Raw genomic sequence first — 25,488 nt, 5'->3', positions numbered from 1 at the left:
CCCTATTGCGCCACAACCACAGCGAATAGTCAGATTGTGCTAATAATACCTCATAAAGTGTCAGATCAGCAGCCTACATCTTCGCGTTTCAGCGCCCCGACAAAGCTATGGAATGGAAAATCGCAGAATAATGCCGGAAGCAAGCAACGGCTTCGCAAGGCACGCCGGCAGAAATTACTTTGCGGTCCAGCCACCGTCGATGGAGATAGTCGTTCCTGTGATGGATCGCGCCATGTCACCCGCGAGATAAAGCGCCATCTCCGCCACTTCTTCCGGTTGCACAAATTGTCTGGTCGGCTGCGGCGCAAGCATCACCTTCTTCACCACATCCTCCTCGCTCATGCCATGCACCCGCGCCTGATCCGCGACCTGTGCGGCAACGAGCGGGGTCCAGACATAACCAGGGCAGATCGCATTACAGGTGATGCCTAGTTCGGCCACTTCCAGCGCCACGCTTTTCGTCAGCCCCACCACCGCATGTTTGGTCGCCACATAAGGCCCCTTGAAGGGTGAAGCACGAAGGCCGTGGGCGGAGGCGATGTTGACGATGCGGCCCCAGCCCCTTTCCTTCATGCCCGGCAGGGCCGCGTGGATGGTGTGAAAGGCACTGTCGAGCGAGATGGCGACGATGCGGGAAAAATCGGCGAAATCGAACTCGTCGATCGGCGCAACCTTCTGAATGCCGGCATTGTTGACCAGCACGTCGATGTGACCGAACGCGGCAATGACGGTTTCCGGCAGATGCGCGCTCTCGTCATAATGGGCGAGATTAGCCGAAAAATAGACCGGCCTGTGCCGCGCCACCTGCGCAACCATCTCCAGGGCCTGCGTCGCCTCTTCCGTCGTCTCTATGCCATGCACCGCGACCAGATACCCCGCCTCGGCAAAACGTTTGGCGATGGCGAGCCCGATGCCGCTGGTGGAACCCGTGACGAGCACGGTTTTCGGTTGATCCTCCATCGGCCTAGTCCTTCAGTTGCGGCAGGTTGCGGAAAAGATCGAGTGCCTCGGGATTAGCGAGCGCATCGGCATTCTTCACCGGCCGGCCATGAATGGTATCGCGCACCGCGATTTCGGAAATCTTGCCCGAACGGGTGCGGGGAATGGCACTGACGGCAATGATCCTTGCCGGCACATGTCGCGGCGTCGCACCTGAACGGATGCGGGTGCGGATGGTCTTTTCCAGCTCTTCCGTCAGGGCCGCGCCACCTTTCATGCGCAGGAAAAGGATGACCCGCTGGTCTCCATCGATGTCCTGCCCCACGGCAATGGCCTCTTCTACATCAGGTACCGTTTCCACCTGCCGATAGATCTCAGCCGTGCCGATGCGGACCCCGCCGGGATTGAGCGTCGTGTCCGAACGGCCATGGATGATATAACCGCCGGATGGGCGCATTTCGGCAAAATCGCCATGCGCCCAGATGCCCGGAAAACGGTCGAAATAGGCGGTCTGATAGCGCGAACCATCCTCATCGCCCCAGAACTTAACCGGCATGGACAGATGCGCATTGCGGCAGACAAGCTCACCGGCAACGCTGCGAACCGAACGGCCTTCATCATCCAGCGTATCGATATCCATGCCGAGCATCGCGCCCTGTAATTCACCACGATGAACCGGCTGCAACGGATTGCCGCCAAGGAAACAGGCGCAGATATCCGTGCCGCCGGAAATGGAGGCGAGATGCACGTCGGCCTTCCAGTCGCGATAGATATAATCGAAGGATTGCGGAATGAGCGGCGAGCCGGTGGAAAGGATCGTCCTCAGCGAGGACAGGTCATGGCTTTCGCGCGGTTTCAGCCCGGCCTTCAGGCAGGCGTCGATGAACTTGGCCGAGGTGCCGAAGGTGGCGATCCGTTCGGCGTCGATGAGGTCGATCAGCCGCGCAGGGTTGGGATAACCGGGATTGCCATCATAGGTGACGAGCGTAGCGCCAAGCGCCAGACCGGAGACCTGCCAGTTCCACATCATCCAGCCGCAGGTGGTGAAATAGAAGAAGCGCTCACCTTGCCTGATATCGCATTGCAGCTTCTGCTCCTTCATGTGCTGAAGAAGCAGCCCGCCGCCGGAATGGGTGATGCATTTCGGTTTGCCGGTTGTGCCGGAGGAATAAAGGATTGCCAGCGGCGCCTTGATGGGCATGCGGTTGAAGGCAATTTCGCCAGCCTTATATGGCGCGACGAAATCCGAGAGCGTCACGCAGCCGAGATCGGCAAGGCCGGAAGGAACCGCATCACCGATGAGCACGATCTTTTCGGGCCTCGCACTTTCCGCCACGGCACGGATGGTGGGGCCGACATCGATGCGTTTGCCGGCATAGCCATATTCCGGCACGGCGATCAGGATTTTCGGGTCGATCTGCGACAGACGGTCTGAAGCGCCCGCCGGGCCGAAATCCGGCGAGCAGGACGACCAGATGGCCCCGATGGCGCTGACTGCGAGATAGCTGACGATCGCCTCGATATCATGAGTGACGATGGCCCCAACTCGGTCGCCTTCCTTCACGCCCGCATGGGTGAGCGCCTGCACCATGCGGGAGACCTCGTCGTAAAGTTCCCTCCGGCTTATCTCGCGCCGGGTGCCATCGTCGCGATGGGCGATGATGGCCAGCCGCTCGTCGGCATCGCGCAGCAGGTTTTCGGCATAGTTGAGCCTAGCACCCGGATAGAACTCAACATCCCGGATCGTCGCACCGGCTTTGAACGCCGTTTCTCCGCGTGTGCCGATAATGCCGAGTTCATCCCACAGCGCATCGTAAAAGTCATCCGGTGCATCGATGGACCAGCGCAGCAGGCCGGCATAATCATCGGCGGCCACCCCGTGCAGTTTTGCCGTTTTCTCTGCGAAGGAAAAAAGTGCCGAGCGCGCCAGCCTTTCCCTCGCCGGCACCCACAAAATATCGGAAGGCGCGGCGTCCGTCATGCTTCGCTCCCGCGCAGCATCTCGACGATGGCGGAAAAATCACGCCCGCCGCCGCCCTCGCCGACGAAGTTCTCGTAAAGCGCCGATGCCGCTGCACCAAGCGGGGTGGAGGCCCCGGCTCCATTGGCGGCCTCCTGCGAAAGCTTCAGATCCTTGAGCATCAGGGCCGCCGCAAATCCGGGCTGGTACTCCTTGTTGGCGGGCGATGTCGGCACCGGCCCCGGCACCGGGCAATAGGTGGTGAGCGACCAGCATTGCCCCGAGGAGGTGGACGCGACATCGAACAGCGCCTGATGCGAAAGACCGAGTTTTTCGCCGAGCACGAAGGCTTCAGAGACCGCAATCATGGAAATGCCGAGGATCATGTTGTTGCAGATCTTCGCCGCCTGGCCGTTGCCGCCCTTGCCGCAATGGACGATCTTCTTGCCCATCGCCTCCAGCACCGGCCTTGCCGCCGAAAAGGCGTCGGCCTCGCCGCCGCACATGAAGGTCAAGGTGCCTGCTGCCGCCCCACCCGTGCCGCCGGAGACAGGCGCATCGACCGAGGGGCAACCGGCGGAAGCGGCCAGCTCATGCGCCTTCAGGGCGCTTTCCATATCCACCGTCGAACAATCGATGAGCAGCGTGCCCGCAGATACCTTTCGAACCAGATCGCCATAGACCGAAACCACATGTTCGCCCTTGGGCAGCATGGTGATGATCACATCAGCCGCTGCCGTCGCCTCGGCGGAATCCGCAGCAACGGGAATGCCGGCTTCCCTCGCCGCCGCGCGGCAGGTTTCAGAAAGGTCAAAACCCCTCACGGTATAACCCGCCCTGACGAGATTGGCGGCCATCGGCAGGCCCATATGTCCAAGTCCGATAAAAGCGACGGTCTTCATGGGAGCGTTCCTTTCAGCGATTATCCGCAAGGATCATGTCGGCAGCCTTTTCGGCAATCATGATCGTCGGCGAATTGGTATTTCCGGATGTGATCCGCGGCATGATGGATGCATCCGCGACACGCAGCCCCGCAAGCCTGCGGAACTTCAGCCTGTTATCGACAACACTTTCCGTATCCGATCCCATGCGCAACGTGCCGACGGGATGAAAAATGGTTGTGCCGATATCGCCCGCCGCCCTGGCGAGATCATTGTCGTTTTCGAAGGAGGGGCCGGGTCGGTATTCCTGTGGCTTGAACCGGGCAAAGGCTGGCTGGGCGACGATGCGGCGCGTCAGTCGCATGGAATCGATGGCCACCTGGCGGTCGCCTTCCGTGGAAAGATAGTTCGGGCGGATTTCCGGCTGCATGGCGAAATCCGGTCCTTTCACATGCACTGAGCCGCGGCTTTCCGGCCGCAGATTGCAGACACTTGCGGTAATGGCCGGAAAAGTGTGAACCGGATCACCAAACTTGTCGAGTGAAACCGGCTGAACATGATATTCCAGATCGGCGGTTTCCTTTTCCGGCGAAGAACGGGTGAAGACGCCGAGCTGGCTGGGCGCCATCGACATCGGCCCGGAGCGGGTCAGCGCATATTCAAGACCGATCCGCGCCTTGCCGAACAGGGTGGAGGCCCTCTCATTCAGCGTCAGAACACCGGAAACCTTATAGACCATGCGCAATTGCAGGTGATCCTGCAGGTTTTCGCCCACGCCCTGAACCTCCGCTACGGTATCGATGCCGGCGGCCTGAAGCACATCACCCCGGCCGACACCGGAAAGCTCCAGAATATGCGGCGAGCCGATTGCCCCCGCGGAAAGCACCGTCTCGCGCCGCGCCCGCATCTTTTTCAAGACACCGTCATGGTGAAACTCCACGCCCGTGACCCGGCCTTCTTCGATGATCAGCCGCTTGACATGCGCCTTGGTGAGGACCGTGAGGTTCTTGCGACCAAGCGCCGGCTTCAGAAATGCCTTGGCCGTGTTCCAGCGCCAGCCAGAGCGCTGGTTCACATCGAAATAACCGGCACCCTCATTGTCGCCGCGGTTGAAATCCTCGGTCGCGGGAATACCCGCTTCACCCGCCGCCTTCTGGAAGGCATCAAGCACATCCCAGCGCACACGGGCTTTTTCCACGCGCCACTCGCCACCGGCGGAATGCAGGTCGCTCTTGCCGCGATAAAAATCCTCCGACTTCAAGAAATAGGGCAGGATGTCGTTCCAGCCCCAGCCCTCGCAGCCGAGCTGACGCCAGACGTCATAGTCCCGCGCCTGACCGCGCATATAGATCATGCCGTTGATGGAGGAGCAGCCGCCCAGAACCTTGCCACGCGGATAGATCAGCGCGCGACCGTTAAGGCCCGGCTCTTCCGCCGTCTTGAAACACCAGTCGGTGCGCGGGTTGTTGATGCAATAGAGATAACCGACCGGAATATGGATCCAGTGGTAATTGTCGTTGCCGCCCGCTTCCAAGAGCAGCACGCGGTTGTTCGGATCTTTCGAAAGGCGGTTGGCGAGAACGCATCCGGCACTCCCCGCTCCGATGACAATATAGTCATATTCGCCCATGCTCTTCTCCATGCGCCGCCCTTGCCGCGTCGTCCCGGACGCGGGGGAGGCCTTTTCCAGTGTTTTCAAAAATGTCTAACCGCGGTGCTGGAAGCCGAGTTTTCTCCCCAGACGCGACGCATAAAACTCGCCGATCAAACCGCGCCGGAACACCAGAACGCAAGCCATGAACACAAGGCCGGTGATGATGGTGACCGGGAAATCCGATGTCGCGAGATAGTTCTGCAAGGTGACCACGAGGCCCGCGCCAAAAATCGGGCCGATCATGGTGCCGATGCCACCGAGCAACGTCATCAGGATCACTTCGCCGGACATTTGCCAGGTGACGTCGGTCAGCGTCGCGAACTGGAAGACCAGCGCTTTCAGACCGCCCGCAAGCCCGGCAAGCGCCGCCGACATGACGAAGGCGCCGAGCTTGTAACGCTGCACGCTGTAGCCAAGCGAAATGGCGCGCTGCTCGTTTTCGCGGATGGATTTCAGGATCATGCCGAAGGGCGAATTGACGAAACGCCAGATGACCAGAAGCGCCAGCACAAAGGCGGCCAGCACCGTGTAATAGATGTTGAGCGGCGCGTTGAGATCAAGAAGGCCGAAGAGATGGCCGCGCGGCACGCCCTGCAAGCCGTCCTCACCATGGGTAAACGGAGCCTGAAGACAGAAGAAATAAAACATCTGCGATAGCGCCAGCGTGATCATGGCGAAATAGATGCCCTGGCGGCGGATGGCGAAAAAGCCGATGACGAGGCCGAGAAGGGCAGCGCCGGCCATGCCGATGACAAGGCCGATTTCCGGTGTCACGCCCCATTCCTTCACCGAATAGGCGGTGAAATAGGCCGCACCGCCGAAAAACGCCGCATGGCCGAAGGACAACAGTCCCGTGTAACCGATGAGCAGATTGAAGGCGCAGGCAAACAGCGCAAAGCACAGGAGCTTCATCAGAAAGATCGGATAGACAAACATCGGCGCGGCGATGAGCAGGGCAAGCCCCGCCAGAATGAGCACGGTCTTGATGGTTCCCGCAGTCGTCGAAACTTCGGCCTGCGGCATCGCACCGGCAGTGGGGTTATGGGTGGCTTTGGACATATCAGGCGTCCTTTCCGAAAAGTCCGGCGGGGCGGATGAGCAGCACAAAGGCCATGATGACGAAAATGACGATGTTGGAGGCCTCCGGGTAAAACACCTTGGTCAGTCCTTCGGCGATGCCGAGCATGTAACCGGTGACAATGGCCCCCATGATCGACCCCATGCCACCGACGACGACCACGGCGAAGACGACGATGATGAGGTTGGTGCCCATCAGCGGCGAGACCTGATAGATGGGCGCCGCCAGCACGCCGGTGAAGCCTGCAAGGCCCGCCCCCAGCGCGTAAGTCAGCGTCAAGAGCACCGGCACGTTGATGCCGAAGGCCTGCACCAGCGTCGGGTTTTCCGTCGCGGCTCGCAGATAGGAGCCAAGCCTCGTTTTTTCGATCAGCGCCCAGGTGGCAAGGCAGGCGACCATTGAGATGACGACGACGAAGGCGCGGTAATTCGGCAGGAACATGAAGCCGAGATTGGTGCCACCGGCAAGCTCACGCGGCACCGAATAGGGCTGGCCCGCCGCACCGTAGAGCCAGCGGAACGTGCCTTCCACCACCAGCGCCAAACCGAAAGTGAAGAGCAGCCCGTAAAGTGGATCGAGATCATATAGCCGCGACAGCATGAGACGCTCAACGATCGCGCCGAAAAGCGCAACGACCAGTGGCGTCACCACCAGCGCCACCCAGAAATTGATGCCGAAATATTGCAGGCCTAGAAAAGCGACGAAAGCGCCGAGCATATATTGCGCCCCATGGGCGAAATTGATGACGCGCAGCAGGCCGAAAATGACGGCAAGGCCCAAAGACAGCAGGGCATAAAACGAGCCGTTGATGAGGCCGATCAGCAATTGCCCGAGCAGGGCCTGAACCGGAATGCCGAAGATCATCGTCATCGTTAAACCCCCAGCACTTTATTGAGTTCGCCCATGCGGGCGGAAAGCTCACCCACCGGAAAACTGCTGACCATCTGGCCATGATCCATCAGGTAGAAACGGTCGGCAATGCGGCTGGCAAAACGGAAATTCTGCTCGACCAGAACAACGGTCATGCCGCGGCTCTTCAGCTTTTGCAGCACTTCGCCGATGCGCTGCACGATAACAGGAGCAAGTCCCTCGGTCGGTTCGTCAAGCAGCAGCACCTTCACTCCGGTGCGCAGGATGCGCGCCATGGCCAGCATCTGCTGCTCGCCACCGGAAAGCTTGGTGCCGGGGCTGGTGCGGCGTTCGTAAAGGTTTGGAAACAGTTCGTATATTTCATCGAGCGTCATGCCGCCGGGTGCAACGACGGGCGGCAGCTTCAGATTTTCCTCGACACTCAGCGTTGCGAAGATACCGCGCTCTTCCGGTACGAACCCGATGCCATATTTCGCCGTGCGATGCAGCGGCACCGGCATCATGTCCTTGCCGCCAAGCGTGATGACGCCCTTGCGGTTGCGGATGATGCCCATGATGGTGCGCAGCGTCGTGGTTTTACCTACACCGTTACGGCCGAGAATGGTGATGGTTTCACCCTCGCCGACGGTCAGATCGACGCCGTGCAGGGCCTGGCTTTCGCCATACCAGGATTTCAGGTTGGAGACTTCGAGCATTGCCGCCATATCAAGCCTCCTCCGTGCCCATATAGGCCGTTCGCACACGCGGATCAGCGGAAACGGCGGCATAATCGCCCTCCGCCAGAATTTCACCGCGCTGCAGAACCGTGACGTGGTGGCAGATATCCGCCACGACTTTCAGATTATGTTCGACCATCAGCACCGCGCGCGTCTTTGCCACCTCGCGGATGAGTTCGGCGACATGAGAGACATCTTCACCACCCATGCCGGCCATCGGCTCGTCCAGCAGCAGAACCTTGGGATCGAGCGCCAGCGTGGTGGCGATTTCGAGAACCCGCTTGCGGCCATAGGAAAGATCGGCCGCAAGCGCATGTTTTTCCCTTGTCAGGCCAACCGTTGCGATCAGCTCCTCGGCGCGGGCATTCAGCCTGTCGAGCGAGGACAGCGGCAGCCAGAATTGCGTTGCAAGGCCATTCGGCCGCTGCAACGCAACCCGCACATTTTCCAGAACCGTCAGATGCGGAAATACCGCCGATATCTGGAAAGACCTGACGAGGCCGAGCCGCGCCACCTTGTCCGGCGGCGTCTTTGTTATGTCCGTTCCCATGAAGGTGATCGCCCCGCCTGTCGGCTGGAGAAACTTGGTCAACAGGTTGAAGACCGTGGTTTTGCCAGCGCCGTTCGGACCGATCAGTGCATGCACACGGGCATGGTGAACATCGAGATCGACATTCTTCACGGCCGCGAATGCGCCGAAGGTCTTGGAGAGACCGCGCGCCGACAGCACGACGCGAGGTTCCGCCTGCCCGGCAAGGGCGGGAGCGATCGTCATGAAACTTTCCCCTTTATTGCGTCAGTCTTTTATTGCGTCACCAGCGGGCAACCGCTTTTTGCGGGGTCCATGAAGGCTTCCTTGCCGGGGATGGTGGCGAGCACCTTGTAATAATCCCACGGCTGCTTGCTCTCATCCGGCTTCTTCACTTCCATGAGATACATGTCGTGGATCATGCGGCCATTGGCGGCCACGTGACCGTCCTTGGAGAACACGTCGTTGACGGGCATTTCCTTCATGGCCTTGGCGACGGCGTCGGCATCGTCGGTTCCGGCCTTTTCAATGGCTTTCAGATAATGCAGCACGGCGGAATAGGTGCCGGCATGCACCATGTTCGGCATGGCGCCGGTGCGCTCCTTGAAACGCTCGCCGAATTTGCGCGATTCATCGTCACGGTCCCAATAAAAACCTTCCGTCAGCGTCAATCCTTGCGCCGCCTCAAGACCGAGGCCATGGACTTCGGCGAGCGTGAAGAGAAGGGCGGCAAGCCGCTGGCCGCCGGCAACGATGCCGAATTCAGCCGCCTGCTTGATGGCGTTGGAGGTGTCGAGGCCGGCATTGGCAAGACCGATGACCTTCGCGCCCGAAGACTGCGCCTGCAACAGGAACGAGGAATAATCCGTTGTCGCCAGCGGATGCCGCACGGAACCAAGAACCTTGCCGCCATTGGCTTTGACGAAATTGGCGGTGTTTTCTTCCAGCGAGTAACCGAAAGCATAGTCCGCAGTCAGGAAGAACCAGCTGTCGCCGCCCTGTTTCACCAGCGCGCCGCCGGTGCCGACCGCCAGCGAATAGGTGTCATAGGCCCAGTGGAAACCATAGGGGCTGCATTGTTTCCCCGTCAGCTCGGTCGTCGCCGCGCCGGTGTTGACGGTGATCTTCTTTTTGTCCTTGGAGAGCGCCTGCACGGCAAGCCCCACCGACGACGAGGTCAATTCCATGATCGAATCGACCTGTTCGGTGTCGTACCATTGTCTTGCGATGTTGGAGGCGACATCCGCCTTGTTCTGATGGTCGGCGGTCACCACCTCGACCGGCGCACCCAGCACCTTGCCGCCGAAATCCTCAACCGCCATCTTCGCGGCCTCGTAAGAGTATTTGCCGCCAAAGTTGGCATAGACACCCGACTGGTCGTTCAGGATGCCGATCTTGACCTTGCCGTCGGAAACATCGGCAGCATAGGCGGCGGTGCCAGCGGCCAGTGCCATGGCCGTGGATAAAACGATACTCTTGCGCATGACTTCTCCTCCCAGAGATGATTGCGAGCCTCAGATGGGTCTGTGCAACGGTGAACGAAGCAGTGCGGCGCACTTCTCCGGCGTTGCACTCGAATGGTCACGCCGCCCTCCTCAAAGCGGCGCATCCTAAGCCTAGACTTCTCGAATTCGTCCGTTGACACAAGAGCCGGGCATCATCAAATTGCGAACAGGGACTGTTCATTTTTGAACAGAACTCGTGATGGGAGACGAAAATGGCCACGCCTTTTACCTGGGACGATCTGCAATATTTTCTGGCCGTGGCCCGCACCGGACAACTCTCGTCGGCTGCCCGCAGCCTGCGCACCAGCCACGCGACCGTCTCCCGCCACATCGACCGGCTGGAATTCTCCCTAAAAACCAAGCTGTTCGAGCGAAACCCGCGTGGTTACGAACTGACGACGGTGGGGCGGCGGCTGGTCGATACGGTCGAGCGTATCGAGGCGGAGGCTGAAAGACTGCAATCGGATATTTCCGAAAGCGGCAGCCTGCTGCGCGGCGTGGTGCGCTTAAGCGCCCCTGAAGGTTTTTCCAATTTTTTCTTCGTGGAGAGGCTGAAAGACTTCGCCGCCACCCATCCCCACATCATGGTGGAGATGGTGACGATCCAGCAGATCATGGCGCTTTCCAGAAAGGAAGCGGATGTGGCCGTCACGCTCGATCCACCAAAAGCCGGTCCCTATATCAATGAACAGATCATCGATTACACGCTGCATATCTATGCCTCGCGTTCCTATCTCGCCGGCCACCCGAAAATCACGCGGCGTGAGGATTTGCCCGATCATTTCTTCATCGGTTACGTGCAGGACCTGATTTTTTCGCCGGGTCTCGATTATATGCGCGACGTGATGCCCGGCCTGCGCCCCAACTTTCAGTCATCGAGCATTTTCGCCCAGCTAACCGCCACGCTAAGCGGCCGTGGCCTGTGTATATTACCGAACTTCATCGCCGCCCGTTTTCCGGACTTGCAGATGGTTCTTGCCGACGAAGTGGAATTGCGGCGAGGCTATTGGCTGACCAGCCATCAGGACCTTGCCAACGTGCCGCGCGTGCGCTCGCTGATGGATTTCATTCTGACGACTGCGCGCGCGCATGAAAATCTCTTCATCCTCAACCGCAGGACGATTGCCTGAAACGACCATCGTTCACATTTCGGCGACACCGTGTTTACGGATGGCGGATTGGAGGATGCGCACGGTTGCTTATATGACTGACAACAACGAAGCCGGTTTGTGAAAGCCGGCATCCTCCGAAATCTGGAAGGTCATCATGAAAAAGATCGGATTTTTATCCTTCGGCCACTGGACGCCCTCGCCCCAGTCGCAGACCCGCTCGGGCGCGGACACGCTGCTGCAATCGATAGACCTTGCCGTGGCCGCCGAAGAACTCGGCGCCGACGGCGCCTATTTTCGCGTCCACCATTTCGCCCGCCAGCTTGCCTCGCCTTTTCCGCTTCTGGCCGCCGTCGGCGCCAGAACGAAAAATATAGAAATCGGCACCGGCGTCATCGACATGCGTTATGAAAACCCGTTCTACATGACGGAAGACGCCGGCTCGGCCGACCTCATCGCCGGGGGACGCCTGCAACTCGGCATCAGCCGTGGCTCGCCGGAACAGGTGATCGATGGCTGGCGTTATTTCGGTTATCGCCCCGCCGAAGGTGAGAGCGAAGAGGACATGGCGCGGCGGCATACGGAAGTCTTTCTCGATCTTCTGAAGGGCGAAGGGTTCGCCCAGCCTAACCCGAGGCCGATGTTTCCCAACCCTCCCGGCCTGCTGCGGCTGGAGCCGCATTCCGAAGGGCTACGTGAGCGCATCTGGTGGGGTTCCAGCTCCAACGCCACGGCGGTGTGGGCGGCAAAGCTTGGCATGAACCTGCAAAGCTCCACCCTGAAGACGGATGAAACGGGCGAGCCTTTCCATGTCCAGCAGGCGCAGCAGATCCGCATCTTCCGGGAAGCCTGGAAGGAAGCCGGACATACCCGTGAGCCCCGTGTTTCGGTCAGCCGCAGCATCTTCGCCCTCGTCAGCGACCGTGACCGGGCCTATTTCGGTTACGGCAATGAAGGCGACGACAAGATTGGCTATATCGACGACAAGACGCGCGCGATCTTCGGGCGCAGCTATGCCGCCGAGCCCGAAGCGCTGATCGAACAGCTGAAAGCCGACGAAGCCATTGCCGAGGCCGACACGCTGCTCCTGACCGTGCCGAACCAGCTGGGCGTCGACTACAACGCCCATGTGATCGAGACGATCCTGAAGCATGTAGCCCCGGCTCTTGGCTGGCGCTAACGGCTGTTCCTGAAAATAAGCAAGGCGGCGCATTCCCATGCGCCGCCTTTATTCATTTTACCGCCTTGCCATAACGGGCGAAGCTTTCAGCCAGCGGCGTCGTGCTGGCACCGGGGTGCTCCGGACGTTTATAAACGCCATCCCGCACCTGGATCGGTTCTTCGAAATGATCCTTGATCCACGGAATATATTCGAGAATGGTCGAAGCCGGGTGCCAGTAGCTCAGATGCACATGCACTTGGCTCATTTCCCCGGCATGCGGCACCACCGGCAGGCGATGGGCGAGTGCGAGATCAGCCACCTGAATATATTCGGTGATGCCGCCAAGCCGGGTCACATCCGGCTGGACATAGGTGACTGCGCCGGCATCGATGAATGAGCGGAACGCATCCACCGTATAAAGCTGCTCGCCGAGCGCGATCGGAATGGATGTGCTGCGCGCCAGCCGGGCGTGGCTGGTGACGTCGTCATACCACAGCGGTTCCTCGAACCAGTAGATATCCAGATCTCTGGCCGACGCGCAAAAACGCTGGCATGTCGGCAGATCCCACTTGCCATTGCCGTCAATGGCGATGCGGATGGAGGAGCCGACACGTTTCCGGACAGCGGCGAGCCGCGCAATGTCGATATTCGGATCATCATGACCGACCTTGAGCTTCAGGCGGGTGAACCCATTCTCTTCCACGGCCTTTGCACTGCCGGCCAACAGGTTCTCCAGCGTAAAGGAAAGCCAGCCAATATCGGTGTTGTAGGCTTCCACGCCTGCCGTGCGCGCACCGCCGAGATACTGCCAGAGCGGAACACCCGCCTTTTTCGCCTGGATATCCCAAAGCGCCACGTCGATGGCGGCAAGCGCCAGATGGGTGATGCCCGCCCGTCCGACCCATTGCAGCGAGGGGTAACGGGCAAGTTTCGTCCAGAGTCTCGAATGTTCCGACGCATCCTCACCCAGCAACAGGGGAGCATAACAATCGCTGATGCAGGACGTAATCAGCCTGTCGGACGGCAGATGCGCGTGGGTGCCGGTGAAACCATAACCCTCAATGCCGTCACTCGTCGTGATTTTTGCGCCGACGACGCCCCAATGGGTGATGCTGTGGGTGGAATCGGAAATCGACTCCGATGTCAGCGGCAGATGCAGGATGAAAGGTTCGACAGCGGTAATTTTCATGATCGGTCATTCCTCGATGCTTGAACGCTTCTGGGGAGGAAAGGCGGAAGTCCCTTTTCTGAGCGACGCTTCACCGATTGGCTGGTGAAGTCACGTTATTGTCCCACGTCCAATGACTGCGGGAATTGAGCCGTCAGGGGATTGCCGAACCACCCTCCTCCGGCAGCCAGCTTCCGATGGCAGATAGAGCTAACGGAAAAACGGATTTTGTAAAATAAAAAATTTTTTATTTTTAATATTTGATTATTGCCTGTCCCCCAAAGCTGGGCAATGATGCGGCCATGAACACACTCGTCAAAGTCACGCTCGCCGAACAGGCGCACCGGGAACTGCGCGCGCGCATCGTCAGTGGCAAATTGCGCGGCGGCGAACGCCTGTTGCCCAACGAGCTTGCCGCCGATCTCGGCATCAGCCCCACGCCAGTCAAGGAAGCCTGCGTGAAACTCGAGGCCGACGGGCTGGTGGTCAACTCTTCAAGGCGCGGCATGGTGGTGCGCGATTTCACCGTGGAAGATGTGGAAGAGCTCTACGCCGCCAGAATGCTGCTTGAAAAAGGCGCCGTCGAAGTGGCTTTCGATGCCGGGCAACTGGACGGGGCGCTGCATGCGCAGCTGCTGGAAAGCCTTGCCAAACATCGTGAATTCGCCAAAGGCCCGACGCTCGACGAATTGTCGAAAGCGCTTTTTTACGACCGCAGCTTTCATACGACACTGGTTTCAGCCGCGCGCATTCCCGTCATCTCCGGCTCGCATGAGCGCATTCTCGACCAGACCCACACGGTTTTCGTCTCGATCCTCGGAGATTACGCCCGTTCGGTGGAAGAACACCAGAATATCGCCGACGCCATCGCCGCCGGCAGCAAGGCCCAGATCGTCGATGCCCTGTGGCGGCATCTCGAGCGCAGCCGCCAGAATACGCTGCGTCAGGTCCGGCTGCTCAAAGAGGCTCGGGCCTGATCCATTCAAAATACGACCTATTCAGGGACAAGTGGAGGAACTGACATGATGCGCGAATACCCGGATGCTGCCATTACCACATTGGTCCGAATGGGGATTTCGCATTGATGACAGACCGGCTTTCCGCTGCCGCCCTTCCCTGCCTGCCGCAATCCGTGGCAACACCCGCCTTTGATTGCCAAACGGTCACACCCGGTATCGTGCATCTTGGAGTGGGTGCGTTTCACCGGGCGCACCAGGCGGTTTTCATTGATGACTGCCTCAATCGTGGTGAGACACAATGGGGTATCGTCGCCGCATCGCTGCGAAGCCCGGACACACGCGATGCCATAGAACCGCAGGACAATCTCTACACATTCTGCTTACGCGACGGCCAGAGCGAGCACCTGCGCATCATCGGCTCCATCATGGAAACCATCGTCGCGCCGGAAGATCCCGAGAGGCTGGTGGAGCGGCTATCCGATCCGCGCGTGCTCATCGTCACTCTGACCGTGACGGAGAAGGGTTATCTCACCAATCTCGCTTCCCGCAGACTGCTGCGTGACCATCCCGATATTCTCCACGACCTTGAAAACCCGAACCGGCCTCGCTCCATCTTCGGTTTCATTCTCGCCGCTACACGACGCAGACGGAAAGAAGGCTCGCTGCCACTGACGCTGCTTTCCTGCGATAACCTGCCCGCCAACGGGCATATGTTGCAAAAGCTGCTGCTGGAATTTGCGGAACTGGCCGACCCAGAACTGGCCTCCTTCATCGAAGCCAATATTGCCTGCCCCTGCTCGATGGTGGACCGCATCGTTCCCGCCACCACCGATGCCGACCGGGATACGATATCGACAGCACTTGGGGTGCGTGACGCCTGGCCGGTGGTGGCAGAGCCCTATTTCCGCTTCGTCATCGAGGACAATTTTCCGCATGGAAGGCCGGCGCTCGAAAGATCGGGCGTGGAGTTCGTCAGCGATGTCGAGCCTTACGAACATATGAAGCTCAGAATGCTGAACGGTTCCCACAGCGCCATCGCCGCCATAGGCCAGATCGCCGGCCTTAAAACGGTTGCCGATGCATGGGGCGAAAAAACCGTGCGCGATTTCATCGGCGCCTATTGGCGCGAAGTCGGCCGGACGTTGGACCCTGCCGTCGACGGCGCGGAATTCGCAGCCGGCCTCAGGGAGCGTTTCGCCAACCCCTCCCTGCAGCACAAGACGATGCAGATCGCCTCCGATGCCTCGCAGAAAGTGCCGCTGCGCATTCTTGGCCCGTTACGCGAACTGCTGGAAGAAAAGGCCGCCTGTCGCGCCGTTATTTTTGCCGTCGCTTTGTGGATCAGATCCTGTGCAGACAAGGATGAAAAGGATCAGCCGATCACCATCCTCGACCCCGCTTTCAAGGAGTGGGATGCGCCGGACCAGCTGGCAATGGCGCCGGATGCTGTCGTTGACCGCTTTCTCACCTTCAGGCGCACATTCGGCGACGACCTGCCGGGCAACGAAAACTTCGTGCCCACCCTGAAAGCCGCCTATCGCGACATCCGCGAACAAGGTGCACTCGCCGCCATCGGCATGTTTTTAAAGACCTGAAACACAAACAGGCCGGAAAACCGGCCTGTTTTCTAACTTGATGTTTCTACGCTCAGGCCGTTGCGGCCTGCCGCGCTGCCTTGCGGCGTTCCACGCGGGCGCGGATGGCATCGACATCCGTGATCGGTGTCGCGGCGAAGAGCTGGCGCGTATAGGGGTGCTTCGGATCGGCGAAGAGTTCCTCGCGTGTTCCCTGCTCCACCGCCACGCCCTTGGAGATGACCATCACATCGTCGGCGATGTAACGGACCACCGAGAGATCGTGGCTGACGAAGACGTAGGTCAGCTCGAATTCCTCCTGCAAATCCCGGAGCAGGTTCAAGACCTGCGCCTGCACCGAAAGATCGAGCGCGGAAACCGGCTCGTCCAGCACCAGCAGCGCCGGATTGAGCATCAGCGCGCGCGCAATGGCGATGCGCTGGCGCTGGCCGCCGGAGAACATGTGCGGATAGCGGTTGAAATGTTCAGGACCGAGGCCGACCTTCACCAGCATGGCTTCCGCCCGCTCGCGACGCTCGGAAGCCGGAATTTTCGTGTTGATGATAAGCGGTTCCATCAGCACGTCACCCACCTTCTGGCGCGGATTGAGGCTGCCATAGGGGTTCTGGAACACCATCTGCACCTTGGAACGCATCTGCGTGTCCGGACGACGCCTGGCGATATCAACCGGCTGGCCATCGATCTTCAACTCGCCGCCGGATGCGGGATCGATCAGCGCAATGATGCGGGCAAGTGTCGACTTGCCCGAACCGGATTCGCCGACGATGGCGAGCGTCTTGCCACGCTCGACGGCAAAATCGATGCCTTTCAGCGCCTGAACCGTCTTGGCGCCACCGAACAGGCCGCCCGGAACATGATAATCGCGGGTAATGCCCTTGCCTTCGACAACAATGCTCATTGAACGCCCTCCTTGCCGAAGAAATCGGAAACCGTGGGCAACCGGTCGCCGGTGGCATTTTCCGGCAGGGCCGCAAGCAATGCCTTGGTATAGGGGTGCTTTGGGGCTTCGAACAGGCTCAGCACATCCGCTTCCTCCATCTTGCGCCCCTTATATTGCACCACGACGCGGTCCGCAGTTTCCGCCACCACACCCATATCATGGGTGATGAGGATGAGCGCCATGCCGTATTCCGCCTGCAGGTTCATCAAGAGATCGAGGATCTGCTTCTGGATGGTAACGTCGAGCGCGGTGGTCGGCTCGTCGGCAATCAGCAGGCGCGGCTTGGAGGCGATCGCGATGGCAATCATCACACGCTGGCACTGGCCGCCGGACATCTGGTGCGGATAGGCGTTAAGCTTGGTTTCCGGCTCGGGAATGCCGACAGCGCGGAACAGTTCCAGCGCACGGGCACGCGCAGCGGAGCGGCCCATGCCGAGATTGAGGCGCAGTACTTCCTCGATCTGGAACCCGACCGTAAAGGACGGGTTGAGCGAGGCGACGGGCTCCTGGAAGATCATGGTGATCTCGCGGCCGATCACCCTGCGGCGCTCCTGCGGCGTCAGCGCCAGCAGGTTCTTGCCGTCGAAGGTCATCTCATCGGCGGTAATCGTTGCCGTATCGGGCAGAAGCCCCATGACGGCGAGCATCGATACCGACTTGCCGGAACCGGACTCACCGACGATGGCCAATACTTCATGCTTGTCGACGGAGACGTCGATGCCATCGACAGCGGTGAAAGCGCCGGTGGCGGTGGCGAATTTGACGGTGAGGTTCTTGATTTTCAGCAGGCTCATCGCTCAGCTCCGCTTCAGTTTGGGATCGAGCGCATCGCGCAGACCGTCGCCCATCAGATTGATGGCGAGTACCGAAATGAGGATCGTCAGACCAGGAAGGGTGACAACCCACCAGGCGCGCAGAATGAATTCACGCGCTTCAGCCAGCATCGTGCCCCATTCGGAGGCGGGCGGCTGGGCGCCCATGCCGAGGAAGCCGAGGGCTGCCGCATCGAGAACCGCGGACGAGAAGGAGAGCGTCGCCTGCACGATCAGCGGCGCAAGGCAGTTCGGCAGAATGGTCTTGAACATCAGCCGGAAATTGCCTGCTCCCGCCACGCGGGCGGCGGTGACATATTCGCGCCTGAGCTCGCTCATGACAGCGGCACGCGTCAGACGCGCGAAATGCGGCTGATAGACGATGGCGATGGCGATCATGGCGTTGGTAAGGCCCGGCCCGAGAATGGCGACCAGCACCAGCGCCAGCAACAGCGACGGAAACGCAAGGATAACGTCCATCACGCGCATGATGACGCTATCCACCCAGCCGCCGAAGAAGCCGGCGACAAGACCGATGACGATGCCGCCGACAAGGGCGATGGAAACGACGACGACGCCGATGAACAGCGAATATTGCGCGCCGTAGATCAGCCGGGACAGCATGTCACGGCCGACCGCATCGGTGCCCAGCAGGAATGCCGCACGGCCGCCATCCTGCCAGACCGGCGGGACGAGCAGCGCATCACGATATTGCTGCGTCGGATCATGCGGTGCAATCACGGCTGCGAAAACCGCCACCAGCACCAGAAGAGTAAAGACGGCAAGGCCGATGACGGCGCCACGGTTCTGGCGGAAGTAGAACCAGAAATCGGCGATCATCCGGCGGCGGATGGCGGCGTCCGAAAGGCGGACGCCGGGGGTGGTGGTCACATCGCTCATTTGTGACGGATCCTCGGATTGATGAGGCCATAAGTCAGATCGACAAGCAGGTTGACGACCATCACCAGGCCCGCAATCAGCAGCAGGCCGCTCTGCACGACCGGATAGTCGCGGCGCGAGATGGAATCGATCATCCACTTGCCGATGCCCGGCCAGGAAAAGATGGTTTCGGTCAGGATGGCACCCGCCATCAGCACGCCAATCTGCAGGCCGATGGTGGTGATGACCGGGATCATGGCATTGCGCAGCGCATGAACGCCGACGACGCGGGAGGCCGACATGCCTTTTGCACGGGCGGTGCGGACATAATCCTCACCCAGAACTTCCAGCATGGCCGAGCGTGTCTGTCGCGCAATCACCGCCAGCGGAATGGTGGCAAGCACCACCGAGGGCAGGATGAGATGCGACAGGGCCGAGGCGAAAGCGCCCTTTTGCCCCGAAATCAGGCTGTCGATCAGCATGAAACCGGTGACGGAAGGGAAGAAATACATCAGCGAGATGCGGCCCGACACCGGCGTCCATTGCAGGATGCCGGAGAACATGATGATCAGCAGCAGACCCCACCAGAAGATCGGCATGGAGAAGCCGATCAGCGCGGTCGTCATTGAAATCTGGTCGAACCACGAGCCACGGCGAATGGCGGCGATGACGCCGACCGGCACGCCGATGAGCGTTGCGATGATAATGGCAACGAGGCCAAGCTCGACCGTCGCGGGGAAGAGCGACAGGAACTCGGTCAAGACAGGCTTCTTGGTGACCAGCGAATTGCCGAGATCGCCCTGAAGCAGCCGTCCGAGAAAATGCAGATATTGCTGCCAGATGGGCTGGGCAAAGCCGAGCTGTTCGGCAAGCTGCGCATGCCTTTCAGGCGATATGCCGCGCTCACCCGCCATCAACAGTACAGGATCGCCCGGCAGAACACGCACGAAGGCGAAGGCGACCATGGTGATTCCGAGGAAGGTCGGAACGAGATAGAGAAGTTTGCCGAAAATGAACCGGATCATGGTTTTTTCCTGAAAAGACGCGCGGAAGAACAGGGTTCTTCCGCGCGTCCTGTTGTTTGGGATTATTCAGCGATATCGACGGATTCGAAGGTGAAATCGCCAAGCGGGCTCATGGTGAAGCCAGAAACCTTGGCGGACATCGGAACGAACTGTGTGGAGTGCGCAAGCGTCGCCCACGGAGCCTGTTCCTTGAAGATTACCTGCGCCTGCTCATAAAGCTTGGTGCGCTCGGCAACGTCAGTGGTCTGCTTTGCCTTGGAAAGCAACTCGGAGAACTCCTTGTTGCACCACTGAGCACGGTTTGCACCGCCTTCGCCGGTCGCGGCGCAGGAGAGCAGAACGCCCATGAAGTTATCAGGGTCACCGTTATCGCCGGTCCAGCCGAGAATGACAGAACCGTCGCGGTTCACTTCGGTCGACTTCTTGAGATATTCACCCCATTCAAAGGAGACGATCTCGGCCTTGACGCCAACTTTCGCAAAATCCGACTGGATCAGCTCGGCCGTGCGGCGCGCGTTCGGCATGTAGGGACGCTGCACCGGCATCGCCCAGATCTTCATCGTCAGATCCTTGACGCCAGCGGCTTCGAGAGCCTTCTTGGCGGCTTCCGGATCGTACGGATCGTCCTTGATGCTGTCGTTGTAGGACCACATTGTCGGCGGGATCGGGTTCTTGGCAACCTGGCCGGCGCCCTGGAACACGGCGTCGATGATCGCCTGCTTGTTCATCGCCATGTTCAGCGCCTTGCGGACTTCCGGCTTGTCGAAAGGCGCAACGGTCGTGTTGTAAGCGAAGTAAGCGACGTTCAGACCCGGCTGCTCATCGAGCTTGAGGTTTTTGTCGGCGCGGATGGTTTCGAGATCGGCAGGAGCCGGGTAAGGCATCAGGTGGCATTCGCCGGCCTTCAGCTTCTGCAGACGCACGGCGGCATCAGGCGTGATCGCGAAGATCAGGTCGTCGATCTTCGGCGCGTCACCCCAGTAGTCGGCATTCTTCTGGTAGCGGATGACCGCGTCCTTCTGATAGGCGACGAACTTGAACGGACCGGTGCCGATCGGCAGGTTGTTGAAGTCTTCCTTGGTGCCGGCTTTATCAAGCGTATCGGCATATTCCTTCGACACGATCGAAGCGAAAGGCATGGCGATGTTGGCGAGGAACGGTGCTTCGGGGCGCGTCAGCACGAACTTGACGGTATAATCGTCAACCTTGACGATTTCCTTGATCAGCGACGGCATTTCCATGGAGTTGTAATATTCGTAGGTGATGCCTGCGATATACTGGTTCCACGGGTTCTTCGCGTCACCCTGGCGGTTGTAGCTGAAGATCACGTCATCGGCGTTGAAATCGCGGCTCGGCGTGAACTTCTCGTTGGAGTGCCACTTGACGCCCTTGCGCAGGTGGAACGTGTATTCGAGGCCATCGCTCGAAACATCCCATTTTTCCGCAAGGCCCGGCTCAACTTCGGTCGTGCCCTTCTTGAACTCGGCCAGACGGTTGTAGACCGGATGCGCGGAGGCATCGAAGGTGCCGCCAGCGGTGTAAGGCGACGGATCGAAGCCTTCCGGCGATGCCTCGGAGCAATAAACGAAGGTCTTCGCCATGGCAGGCACGGCGGAAGTCATCGCAATCGCAGAGGCGATAAGCAAACTGCGGGTCAGCGTTTTCATCTGGTGGTCCTTTCCCTCTTTTTCTGAGTTCCTGCGGCCCCGTTTGGGGGCCTACCTCTTCTGGTCAGCAGCAACACGGGAACCCGTGCCGCCGTTCGGTCTTTGCCTCCCGACCAATTACCCGGCGACCGGCTGAAACAGCCGATCGAGGTTCTTTTCCGGCGGGCAGAACCAGCGCGGTCCCGCCTCCGTCATATAAACAATGTCCTCAAGACGGACGCCGCATTCCCCATAAACACACAGCATCGGCTCGATGGAAAAGCACATGCCCGGTTCAAGCGCCGTCGCATTTCCTGCAACGATATAGGGTTCTTCGTGAATATCCAGCCCAAGGCCGTGGCCGGTGCGGTGCGGCAGGCCGGGAAGCTGATAACCAGGGCCGAAACCGGCCGCCTTCAGGCTGTCGCGCGCGGCCTTGTCGACATCGGAACACGCGGCACCGACGTGGGCCGCGGCGAAGGCCGCAGCCTGCGCATCGCGTTCAGCGTTCCAGAGGAAACGCTGCCTATCTGTCGGCTTGCCGAAGACATAGGTGCGGGTGATGTCGGACCGATAACCGTGAAGAATGGCGCCGAGATCGACCAGCACCATATCGCCATCGTTCAGCGTCTGCGCATAGGGAACGCCATGCGGATAGGCCGTCGCCTCGCCGAACTGAACCGCCACGAAAAGCGGTTTCATGCCAAGGGCGATATGCGCGGCGTTAACGAAATCAGCCACTTCGGTGGTGGAAATGCCGGGACGAAGCCCTTCGAATACGGCCTTCTGCACACCGTAACTTGCGTCCATCGCCGTCTGGATAAGGGCAATTTCAGCCGCAGACTTGACCTGTCGCTGGGCAACGATCATCGGCTGGGCGGAAATGATCCGTCCTTCCAGACGCTGCATCAGGGCGGATGCGAAAACAAACGGGGTAGCGGGATCGATGGCGACAAGATGGCCGGGACAGGAAAGCGCCGCAACGCGTCCTGCCATCAGATCGAAGGGATTTTCATCCTCTTCCCAGACGGCAACCGTCCCCGGAATACGGATTAGGGTCTGGAGTTTCGGCTCTTCGAATGTCGGGCTGATATAGACCGGTGCCCCCTCGGCCGGCACCAAAGCGCCATGAATTCGCTCGGAAAGGCCAAGCGACAGGCCGGTATAATAGGTCAGCGACGATGATGCATCGAGCCAGACCGCCTTGACATTGTCCTGGATCATCCGCGCTTGAAGGCCGCGTAGCCGCAACCTGAGCTCGTCTTCAGCGATCGATGAAACCGCGATCGGCTGAAACCGCTTCAGCGCCTCTTGAAAGTCTGCCATTCTCTCCCCGCCGCTTTCGGGCGCACAGACACAAGCGTGTCGGCCACCTCCCAAGCGTTCTTTTGCCCATGAATAACCACAGGCCGGGGGCTAAGCAATGGGCCAGCACCACGCACCGCCACAAAACTGTGCATATTCATCTAGACATAACGAAATCGTGATCGACACGCGTCCGATTCCCGCACTCATCGCCTTGACGCAGAAATCCAAAATCCCCCGGAAATCCAAGGGGGAAACGCAGGTAAGCCGCCAGCAGCTATGGCATCAGGCGGAACTCAGCGAGAGATTGCTCCGGGAAAATAGCTCTAAAAAGGAAAAAGCCTGCCGCGGGAGGAGGTGCGGCAGGCTTCAAACTTGATCGGCGACTGGGAGGAGGAGTGCCACCGATCCACATCGAGCGGCACTGGGAGGAGGAGTGCGCCGCTTCGATGATTTGAATATAGCGACATTTGTGATTTTTAACAGAGCAAGTCTCGCAATGCAGCATTGCATTTTTGCATAGCTCAAAAATACCTGCACGGTTTTTCAGCACTCCCTGAAAGCCACTGAAATCAACTTTCGCGATGGACCTGAAAACCGGCAAAGGACTGGTTGACCGGCATGAGTTCGAGGCTGTTGATGTTGATGTGTTTCGGCTGCGAGGCGACCCAATGGATCGTATTGGCAATATCGTCGGCCGTGATCGGATTGACGCCCTTATAGAGATTGTCCGAGGCACCCTGGTTGCCGCCGGTGCGAACCAGCGTGAATTCAGTCTCGCACATGCCGGGTTCGATGGAGGTCACCCGCACGCCCTTGCCATGCAGGTCCGAGCGAAGGCCGAGTGAGAATTGCCGCAAGAAAGCTTTCGTTCCGGCATAGACATTGCCGCCGGCATAGGGCCAGTGCGCAGCGACCGAAGAGAGGTTGACGACGATGCCCTTACGCTCGATCAGCGTCGGCAAGAGAAGGTGAGTGACGTTCAACAGGCCGGTGATATTGGTATTCACCATGGTCTGCCAGTCTTTCAGCGGCACCTGCGGCGCGGGCGCAGTGCCAAGCGCGAGGCCGGCATTGTTGACGAGAATATCGATGTCCCGGAAACTCTCCGGCAAAGCGGCCAGCGCCTTTGCCGTCGCATCCTCATCGGTAATATCGAAGGCGACGCCATGAAAGGCTGAACCGAGTTCGGCCGCCAACGCCTCCAGCCTTTCCGCCCGCCGGCCGGTGCCGATGACCTTCCAGCCTTCCCCAATGAAACGCCGTGCCGTAGCCTGGCCGAAGCCGGATGTAGCGCCGGTGATGAGAATGGTACCGCTCATGATGATGTCTCCGCTAATGTCGCTCTGTCAGGATCAGTCTGTCCCAGTAATTTCTCCGCCGCCGCCGCAAGGCAGCGTTTATAGGCGTCGAGGTCGGTATAGAGCGCCTCTTCAGGCGCATTGCCGACAATGATGACGCCGCCACGCCGCAAAATTCCACCATGCAGCATGAGATTGTCGACCATGTCGAAATTCTCGATCGACAGCCCGTCCGGCCCGCGATACCGGCCCGTTTCATCGATGGTGGCAACGCCGCCATAATGCGCCTTGATGCGGGTGAAGTGATTAGCCTCGACATTGGTATAGGCGAAAACCGGCTTGCCCAGCGCGCACATGAAACCCAGCTCAAAGCTTGTTCCCGTATCGGCGGCGACACCGCGAAACGGTGTGAGATTGGCGATCACCGCATCCGCTTCCAGCATCATCCGCTCGTCAACGGCATTGATGTTGCAGCCATGGCCGATCCGGGTATCGGCCGGCGGAATCTGCAGATCACCCGGCGAAAGCGGCGTAAAACCCGCATCCCGCGCAAGTGAGGCCTTGAGATCGAGCATTTCACGCGCGTTCGGGAGGAAGACTTCCGGTCCGGCGAGATAGATTTTCTTTGTCATCGGGAATTCATGCGTTTTGTAAGAAAAGGATTTCCCGAACCTAACCCGGAGACTTTCGCAAAGGCAAGCGCGAAGCCGCGCCGAACCGGCCCATAAAACGGTATCATCAGGCCATTCTTTCCGTTATAGCCGGAGCAACCGACTGCAATTTCTGGAGCAAGACATGGCCGCAACCATTCGCTATCACGAAGGCGATATTTCCGCCGAAGATACCGCGCGTTATACCGGGGCCATCGCAATCGATACGGAAACACTCGGGCTGGTGCCGCGCCGCGACCGTCTTTGCGTCGTCCAGCTTTCGCCGGGCGACGGCACCGCGGATGTCATCCGCATCGCCGCCGGACAGAAACAGGCCCCCAACCTCGTGCGCATGCTCGAAGATCCCGCCCACCAGAAGATTTTTCATTATGGGCGTTTCGATATCGCCGTTCTGTTCCACACCTTTGGCGTGACAACCACGCCGGTTTTCTGCACCAAGATCGCCTCGCGCCTCACCCGCACCTATACCGACCGGCACGGCCTGAAGGACAATCTGAAGGAAATGCTGGAAGTCGATATTTCCAAGGCGCAGCAATCGTCCGACTGGGCCGCAGAGACGCTATCGCCCGCGCAGCTCGAATATGCCGCCTCCGATGTGCTCCACCTGCATGCGCTGCGCGACAAGCTGACCCACCGCCTTGTGCGCGATGGCCGCCTTGATCATGCCGACGCCTGTTTCGCGTTTCTGCCGACCCGCGCCAAGCTAGACCTTCTCGGCTGGGAAGAAACGGATATTTTCGCCCATAGCTGAGCGTTTTTTACGCTTGGTTTAAGCTCTGATTTA

The 25,488-nt window shown here is 59.6% G+C and carries 23 protein-coding genes; 5 read left to right on the top strand and 18 right to left on the bottom strand.

Annotation, left to right across the window (positions count from 1 at the left end; genetic code table 11):
• Window positions 1–174 precede the first annotated feature (174 nt).
• From DXT96_RS17790 to DXT96_RS17750, 9 genes are all read right to left on the bottom strand, one after another.
• Entirely contained in the window at window positions 175–960 is a 786-nt protein-coding gene (locus DXT96_RS17790) for a 3-hydroxybutyrate dehydrogenase (protein ID WP_153515765.1), read from the bottom strand.
• 4 nt (window positions 961–964) lie between these two features.
• Window positions 965–2,920, bottom strand: a complete 1,956-nt coding sequence (locus DXT96_RS17785) for an acetoacetate--CoA ligase (RefSeq protein WP_153515764.1) — start codon at window positions 2,918–2,920, stop codon at window positions 965–967.
• Window positions 2,917–3,801 (bottom strand): 3-hydroxyisobutyrate dehydrogenase, encoded by an 885-nt coding sequence (gene mmsB, locus DXT96_RS17780; RefSeq protein ID WP_153515763.1) that lies wholly within the window; start codon window positions 3,799–3,801, stop codon window positions 2,917–2,919. Before mmsB ends, DXT96_RS17785 begins: the two co-directional genes overlap by 4 nt.
• Before the next feature lie 13 nt (window positions 3,802–3,814).
• A complete protein-coding gene (locus tag DXT96_RS17775; RefSeq protein ID WP_153515806.1) occupies window positions 3,815–5,410 on the bottom strand; it encodes a GMC family oxidoreductase in 1,596 nt (531 codons plus the stop codon).
• A 75-nt stretch (window positions 5,411–5,485) separates the two neighbouring features.
• Window positions 5,486–6,493 carry a branched-chain amino acid ABC transporter permease gene (locus DXT96_RS17770; RefSeq protein ID WP_149901175.1) on the bottom strand — a complete coding sequence of 336 codons (1,008 nt, stop codon included), beginning with the start codon at window positions 6,491–6,493 and terminating at the stop codon, window positions 5,486–5,488.
• A 1-nt stretch (window position 6,494) separates the two neighbouring features.
• On the bottom strand, window positions 6,495–7,382 hold the full coding sequence (locus DXT96_RS17765) for a branched-chain amino acid ABC transporter permease (protein ID WP_149901176.1): 888 nt from the start codon (window positions 7,380–7,382) through the stop codon (window positions 6,495–6,497).
• Between the two features lie 2 nt (window positions 7,383–7,384).
• Window positions 7,385–8,086 (bottom strand): ABC transporter ATP-binding protein, encoded by a 702-nt coding sequence (locus tag DXT96_RS17760; protein ID WP_153515762.1) that lies wholly within the window; start codon window positions 8,084–8,086, stop codon window positions 7,385–7,387.
• A 1-nt stretch (window position 8,087) separates the two neighbouring features.
• Entirely contained in the window at window positions 8,088–8,873 is a 786-nt protein-coding gene (locus DXT96_RS17755) for an ABC transporter ATP-binding protein (RefSeq protein WP_153515761.1), read from the bottom strand.
• Window positions 8,874–8,902: 29 nt separating this feature from the next.
• Complete coding sequence (locus DXT96_RS17750) at window positions 8,903–10,111, bottom strand: ABC transporter substrate-binding protein (RefSeq protein WP_153515760.1); 1,209 nt, start codon at window positions 10,109–10,111, stop codon at window positions 8,903–8,905.
• A 233-nt stretch (window positions 10,112–10,344) separates the two neighbouring features.
• Here DXT96_RS17750 and DXT96_RS17745 point away from each other — a divergent pair, with 233 nt between their 5' ends.
• Entirely contained in the window at window positions 10,345–11,262 is a 918-nt protein-coding gene (locus DXT96_RS17745; RefSeq protein WP_149901180.1) for a LysR family transcriptional regulator, read from the top strand.
• Between the two features lie 136 nt (window positions 11,263–11,398).
• Window positions 11,399–12,421: an LLM class flavin-dependent oxidoreductase gene (locus DXT96_RS17740; RefSeq protein WP_153515759.1), complete on the top strand. Its 1,023-nt coding sequence runs from the start codon at window positions 11,399–11,401 to the stop codon at window positions 12,419–12,421.
• A 52-nt stretch (window positions 12,422–12,473) separates the two neighbouring features.
• On the opposite strand, the gene DXT96_RS17735 is transcribed toward DXT96_RS17740, so the two are convergent.
• Complete coding sequence (locus DXT96_RS17735; protein ID WP_153515758.1) at window positions 12,474–13,592, bottom strand: mandelate racemase/muconate lactonizing enzyme family protein; 1,119 nt, start codon at window positions 13,590–13,592, stop codon at window positions 12,474–12,476.
• A 281-nt stretch (window positions 13,593–13,873) separates the two neighbouring features.
• Here DXT96_RS17735 and DXT96_RS17730 point away from each other — a divergent pair, with 281 nt between their 5' ends.
• Window positions 13,874–14,548, top strand: a complete 675-nt coding sequence (locus DXT96_RS17730; protein ID WP_149901183.1) for a GntR family transcriptional regulator — start codon at window positions 13,874–13,876, stop codon at window positions 14,546–14,548.
• A 107-nt stretch (window positions 14,549–14,655) separates the two neighbouring features.
• Complete coding sequence (locus DXT96_RS17725; RefSeq protein WP_153515757.1) at window positions 14,656–16,125, top strand: mannitol dehydrogenase family protein; 1,470 nt, start codon at window positions 14,656–14,658, stop codon at window positions 16,123–16,125.
• Between the two features lie 52 nt (window positions 16,126–16,177).
• Here DXT96_RS17725 and DXT96_RS17720 read toward each other — a convergent pair whose 3' ends face one another.
• From DXT96_RS17720 to DXT96_RS17680, 8 genes are all read right to left on the bottom strand, one after another.
• A complete protein-coding gene (locus DXT96_RS17720; protein WP_149901185.1) occupies window positions 16,178–17,023 on the bottom strand; it encodes an ATP-binding cassette domain-containing protein in 846 nt (281 codons plus the stop codon).
• On the bottom strand, window positions 17,020–17,859 hold the full coding sequence (locus tag DXT96_RS17715; RefSeq protein ID WP_149901186.1) for an ABC transporter ATP-binding protein: 840 nt from the start codon (window positions 17,857–17,859) through the stop codon (window positions 17,020–17,022). Before DXT96_RS17715 ends, DXT96_RS17720 begins: the two co-directional genes overlap by 4 nt.
• A gap of 3 nt (window positions 17,860–17,862) precedes the next feature.
• Window positions 17,863–18,777, bottom strand: coding sequence for an ABC transporter permease subunit (locus DXT96_RS17710; protein WP_153515756.1), 915 nt, complete (start codon window positions 18,775–18,777; stop codon window positions 17,863–17,865).
• Window positions 18,774–19,781: an ABC transporter permease subunit gene (locus tag DXT96_RS17705; RefSeq protein ID WP_149901188.1), complete on the bottom strand. Its 1,008-nt coding sequence runs from the start codon at window positions 19,779–19,781 to the stop codon at window positions 18,774–18,776. Before DXT96_RS17705 ends, DXT96_RS17710 begins: the two co-directional genes overlap by 4 nt.
• Before the next feature lie 62 nt (window positions 19,782–19,843).
• Window positions 19,844–21,448: an ABC transporter substrate-binding protein gene (locus DXT96_RS17700; protein ID WP_149901189.1), complete on the bottom strand. Its 1,605-nt coding sequence runs from the start codon at window positions 21,446–21,448 to the stop codon at window positions 19,844–19,846.
• A gap of 117 nt (window positions 21,449–21,565) precedes the next feature.
• On the bottom strand, window positions 21,566–22,753 hold the full coding sequence (locus DXT96_RS17695; protein ID WP_153515755.1) for a Xaa-Pro peptidase family protein: 1,188 nt from the start codon (window positions 22,751–22,753) through the stop codon (window positions 21,566–21,568).
• Between the two features lie 551 nt (window positions 22,754–23,304).
• Window positions 23,305–24,054 (bottom strand): SDR family oxidoreductase, encoded by a 750-nt coding sequence (locus tag DXT96_RS17685; RefSeq protein WP_153515754.1) that lies wholly within the window; start codon window positions 24,052–24,054, stop codon window positions 23,305–23,307.
• Window positions 24,051–24,665, bottom strand: a complete 615-nt coding sequence (locus DXT96_RS17680; RefSeq protein WP_153515753.1) for a nucleoside 2-deoxyribosyltransferase — start codon at window positions 24,663–24,665, stop codon at window positions 24,051–24,053. The genes DXT96_RS17685 and DXT96_RS17680 overlap by 4 nt, the downstream gene beginning before the upstream one ends.
• A gap of 163 nt (window positions 24,666–24,828) precedes the next feature.
• On the opposite strand from DXT96_RS17680, the gene DXT96_RS17675 reads away from it, so the two are divergent.
• Window positions 24,829–25,455, top strand: coding sequence for a ribonuclease D (locus DXT96_RS17675; protein ID WP_046801718.1), 627 nt, complete (start codon window positions 24,829–24,831; stop codon window positions 25,453–25,455).
• The last annotated feature ends 33 nt before the right edge of the window (window positions 25,456–25,488 follow it).

The organism is Agrobacterium sp. ICMP 6402, from assembly GCF_009498615.1.
In the GTDB taxonomy this organism is placed as follows: Bacteria; Pseudomonadota; Alphaproteobacteria; order Rhizobiales; family Rhizobiaceae; genus Agrobacterium; species Agrobacterium burrii.
This window is presented reverse-complemented; position numbering and strand designations above follow the sequence as displayed.

Coding starts and splice junctions, on each gene's coding strand:
- DXT96_RS17695 (WP_153515755.1), bottom strand. CDS start 22,753: ATGGCAGACTTTCAAGAGGCGCTGAAGCGGTTTCAGCCGATCGCGGTT.
- DXT96_RS17735 (WP_153515758.1), bottom strand. CDS start 13,592: ATGAAAATTACCGCTGTCGAACCTTTCATCCTGCATCTGCCGCTGACA.
- DXT96_RS17755 (WP_153515761.1), bottom strand. CDS start 8,873: ATGACGATCGCTCCCGCCCTTGCCGGGCAGGCGGAACCTCGCGTCGTG.
- DXT96_RS17715 (WP_149901186.1), bottom strand. CDS start 17,859: ATGAGCCTGCTGAAAATCAAGAACCTCACCGTCAAATTCGCCACCGCC.
- DXT96_RS17730 (WP_149901183.1), top strand. CDS start 13,874: ATGAACACACTCGTCAAAGTCACGCTCGCCGAACAGGCGCACCGGGAA.
- DXT96_RS17765 (WP_149901176.1), bottom strand. CDS start 7,382: ATGACGATGATCTTCGGCATTCCGGTTCAGGCCCTGCTCGGGCAATTG.
- DXT96_RS17710 (WP_153515756.1), bottom strand. CDS start 18,777: ATGAGCGATGTGACCACCACCCCCGGCGTCCGCCTTTCGGACGCCGCC.
- DXT96_RS17785 (WP_153515764.1), bottom strand. CDS start 2,920: ATGACGGACGCCGCGCCTTCCGATATTTTGTGGGTGCCGGCGAGGGAA.
- DXT96_RS17740 (WP_153515759.1), top strand. CDS start 11,399: ATGAAAAAGATCGGATTTTTATCCTTCGGCCACTGGACGCCCTCGCCC.
- DXT96_RS17700 (WP_149901189.1), bottom strand. CDS start 21,448: ATGAAAACGCTGACCCGCAGTTTGCTTATCGCCTCTGCGATTGCGATG.
- DXT96_RS17750 (WP_153515760.1), bottom strand. CDS start 10,111: ATGCGCAAGAGTATCGTTTTATCCACGGCCATGGCACTGGCCGCTGGC.
- DXT96_RS17675 (WP_046801718.1), top strand. CDS start 24,829: ATGGCCGCAACCATTCGCTATCACGAAGGCGATATTTCCGCCGAAGAT.
- DXT96_RS17720 (WP_149901185.1), bottom strand. CDS start 17,023: ATGAGCATTGTTGTCGAAGGCAAGGGCATTACCCGCGATTATCATGTT.
- DXT96_RS17775 (WP_153515806.1), bottom strand. CDS start 5,410: ATGGGCGAATATGACTATATTGTCATCGGAGCGGGGAGTGCCGGATGC.
- DXT96_RS17685 (WP_153515754.1), bottom strand. CDS start 24,054: ATGAGCGGTACCATTCTCATCACCGGCGCTACATCCGGCTTCGGCCAG.
- DXT96_RS17680 (WP_153515753.1), bottom strand. CDS start 24,665: ATGACAAAGAAAATCTATCTCGCCGGACCGGAAGTCTTCCTCCCGAAC.
- DXT96_RS17745 (WP_149901180.1), top strand. CDS start 10,345: ATGGCCACGCCTTTTACCTGGGACGATCTGCAATATTTTCTGGCCGTG.
- DXT96_RS17770 (WP_149901175.1), bottom strand. CDS start 6,493: ATGTCCAAAGCCACCCATAACCCCACTGCCGGTGCGATGCCGCAGGCC.
- DXT96_RS17705 (WP_149901188.1), bottom strand. CDS start 19,781: ATGATCCGGTTCATTTTCGGCAAACTTCTCTATCTCGTTCCGACCTTC.
- DXT96_RS17790 (WP_153515765.1), bottom strand. CDS start 960: ATGGAGGATCAACCGAAAACCGTGCTCGTCACGGGTTCCACCAGCGGC.
- mmsB (WP_153515763.1), bottom strand. CDS start 3,801: ATGAAGACCGTCGCTTTTATCGGACTTGGACATATGGGCCTGCCGATG.
- DXT96_RS17760 (WP_153515762.1), bottom strand. CDS start 8,086: ATGGCGGCAATGCTCGAAGTCTCCAACCTGAAATCCTGGTATGGCGAA.
- DXT96_RS17725 (WP_153515757.1), top strand. CDS start 14,656: ATGACAGACCGGCTTTCCGCTGCCGCCCTTCCCTGCCTGCCGCAATCC.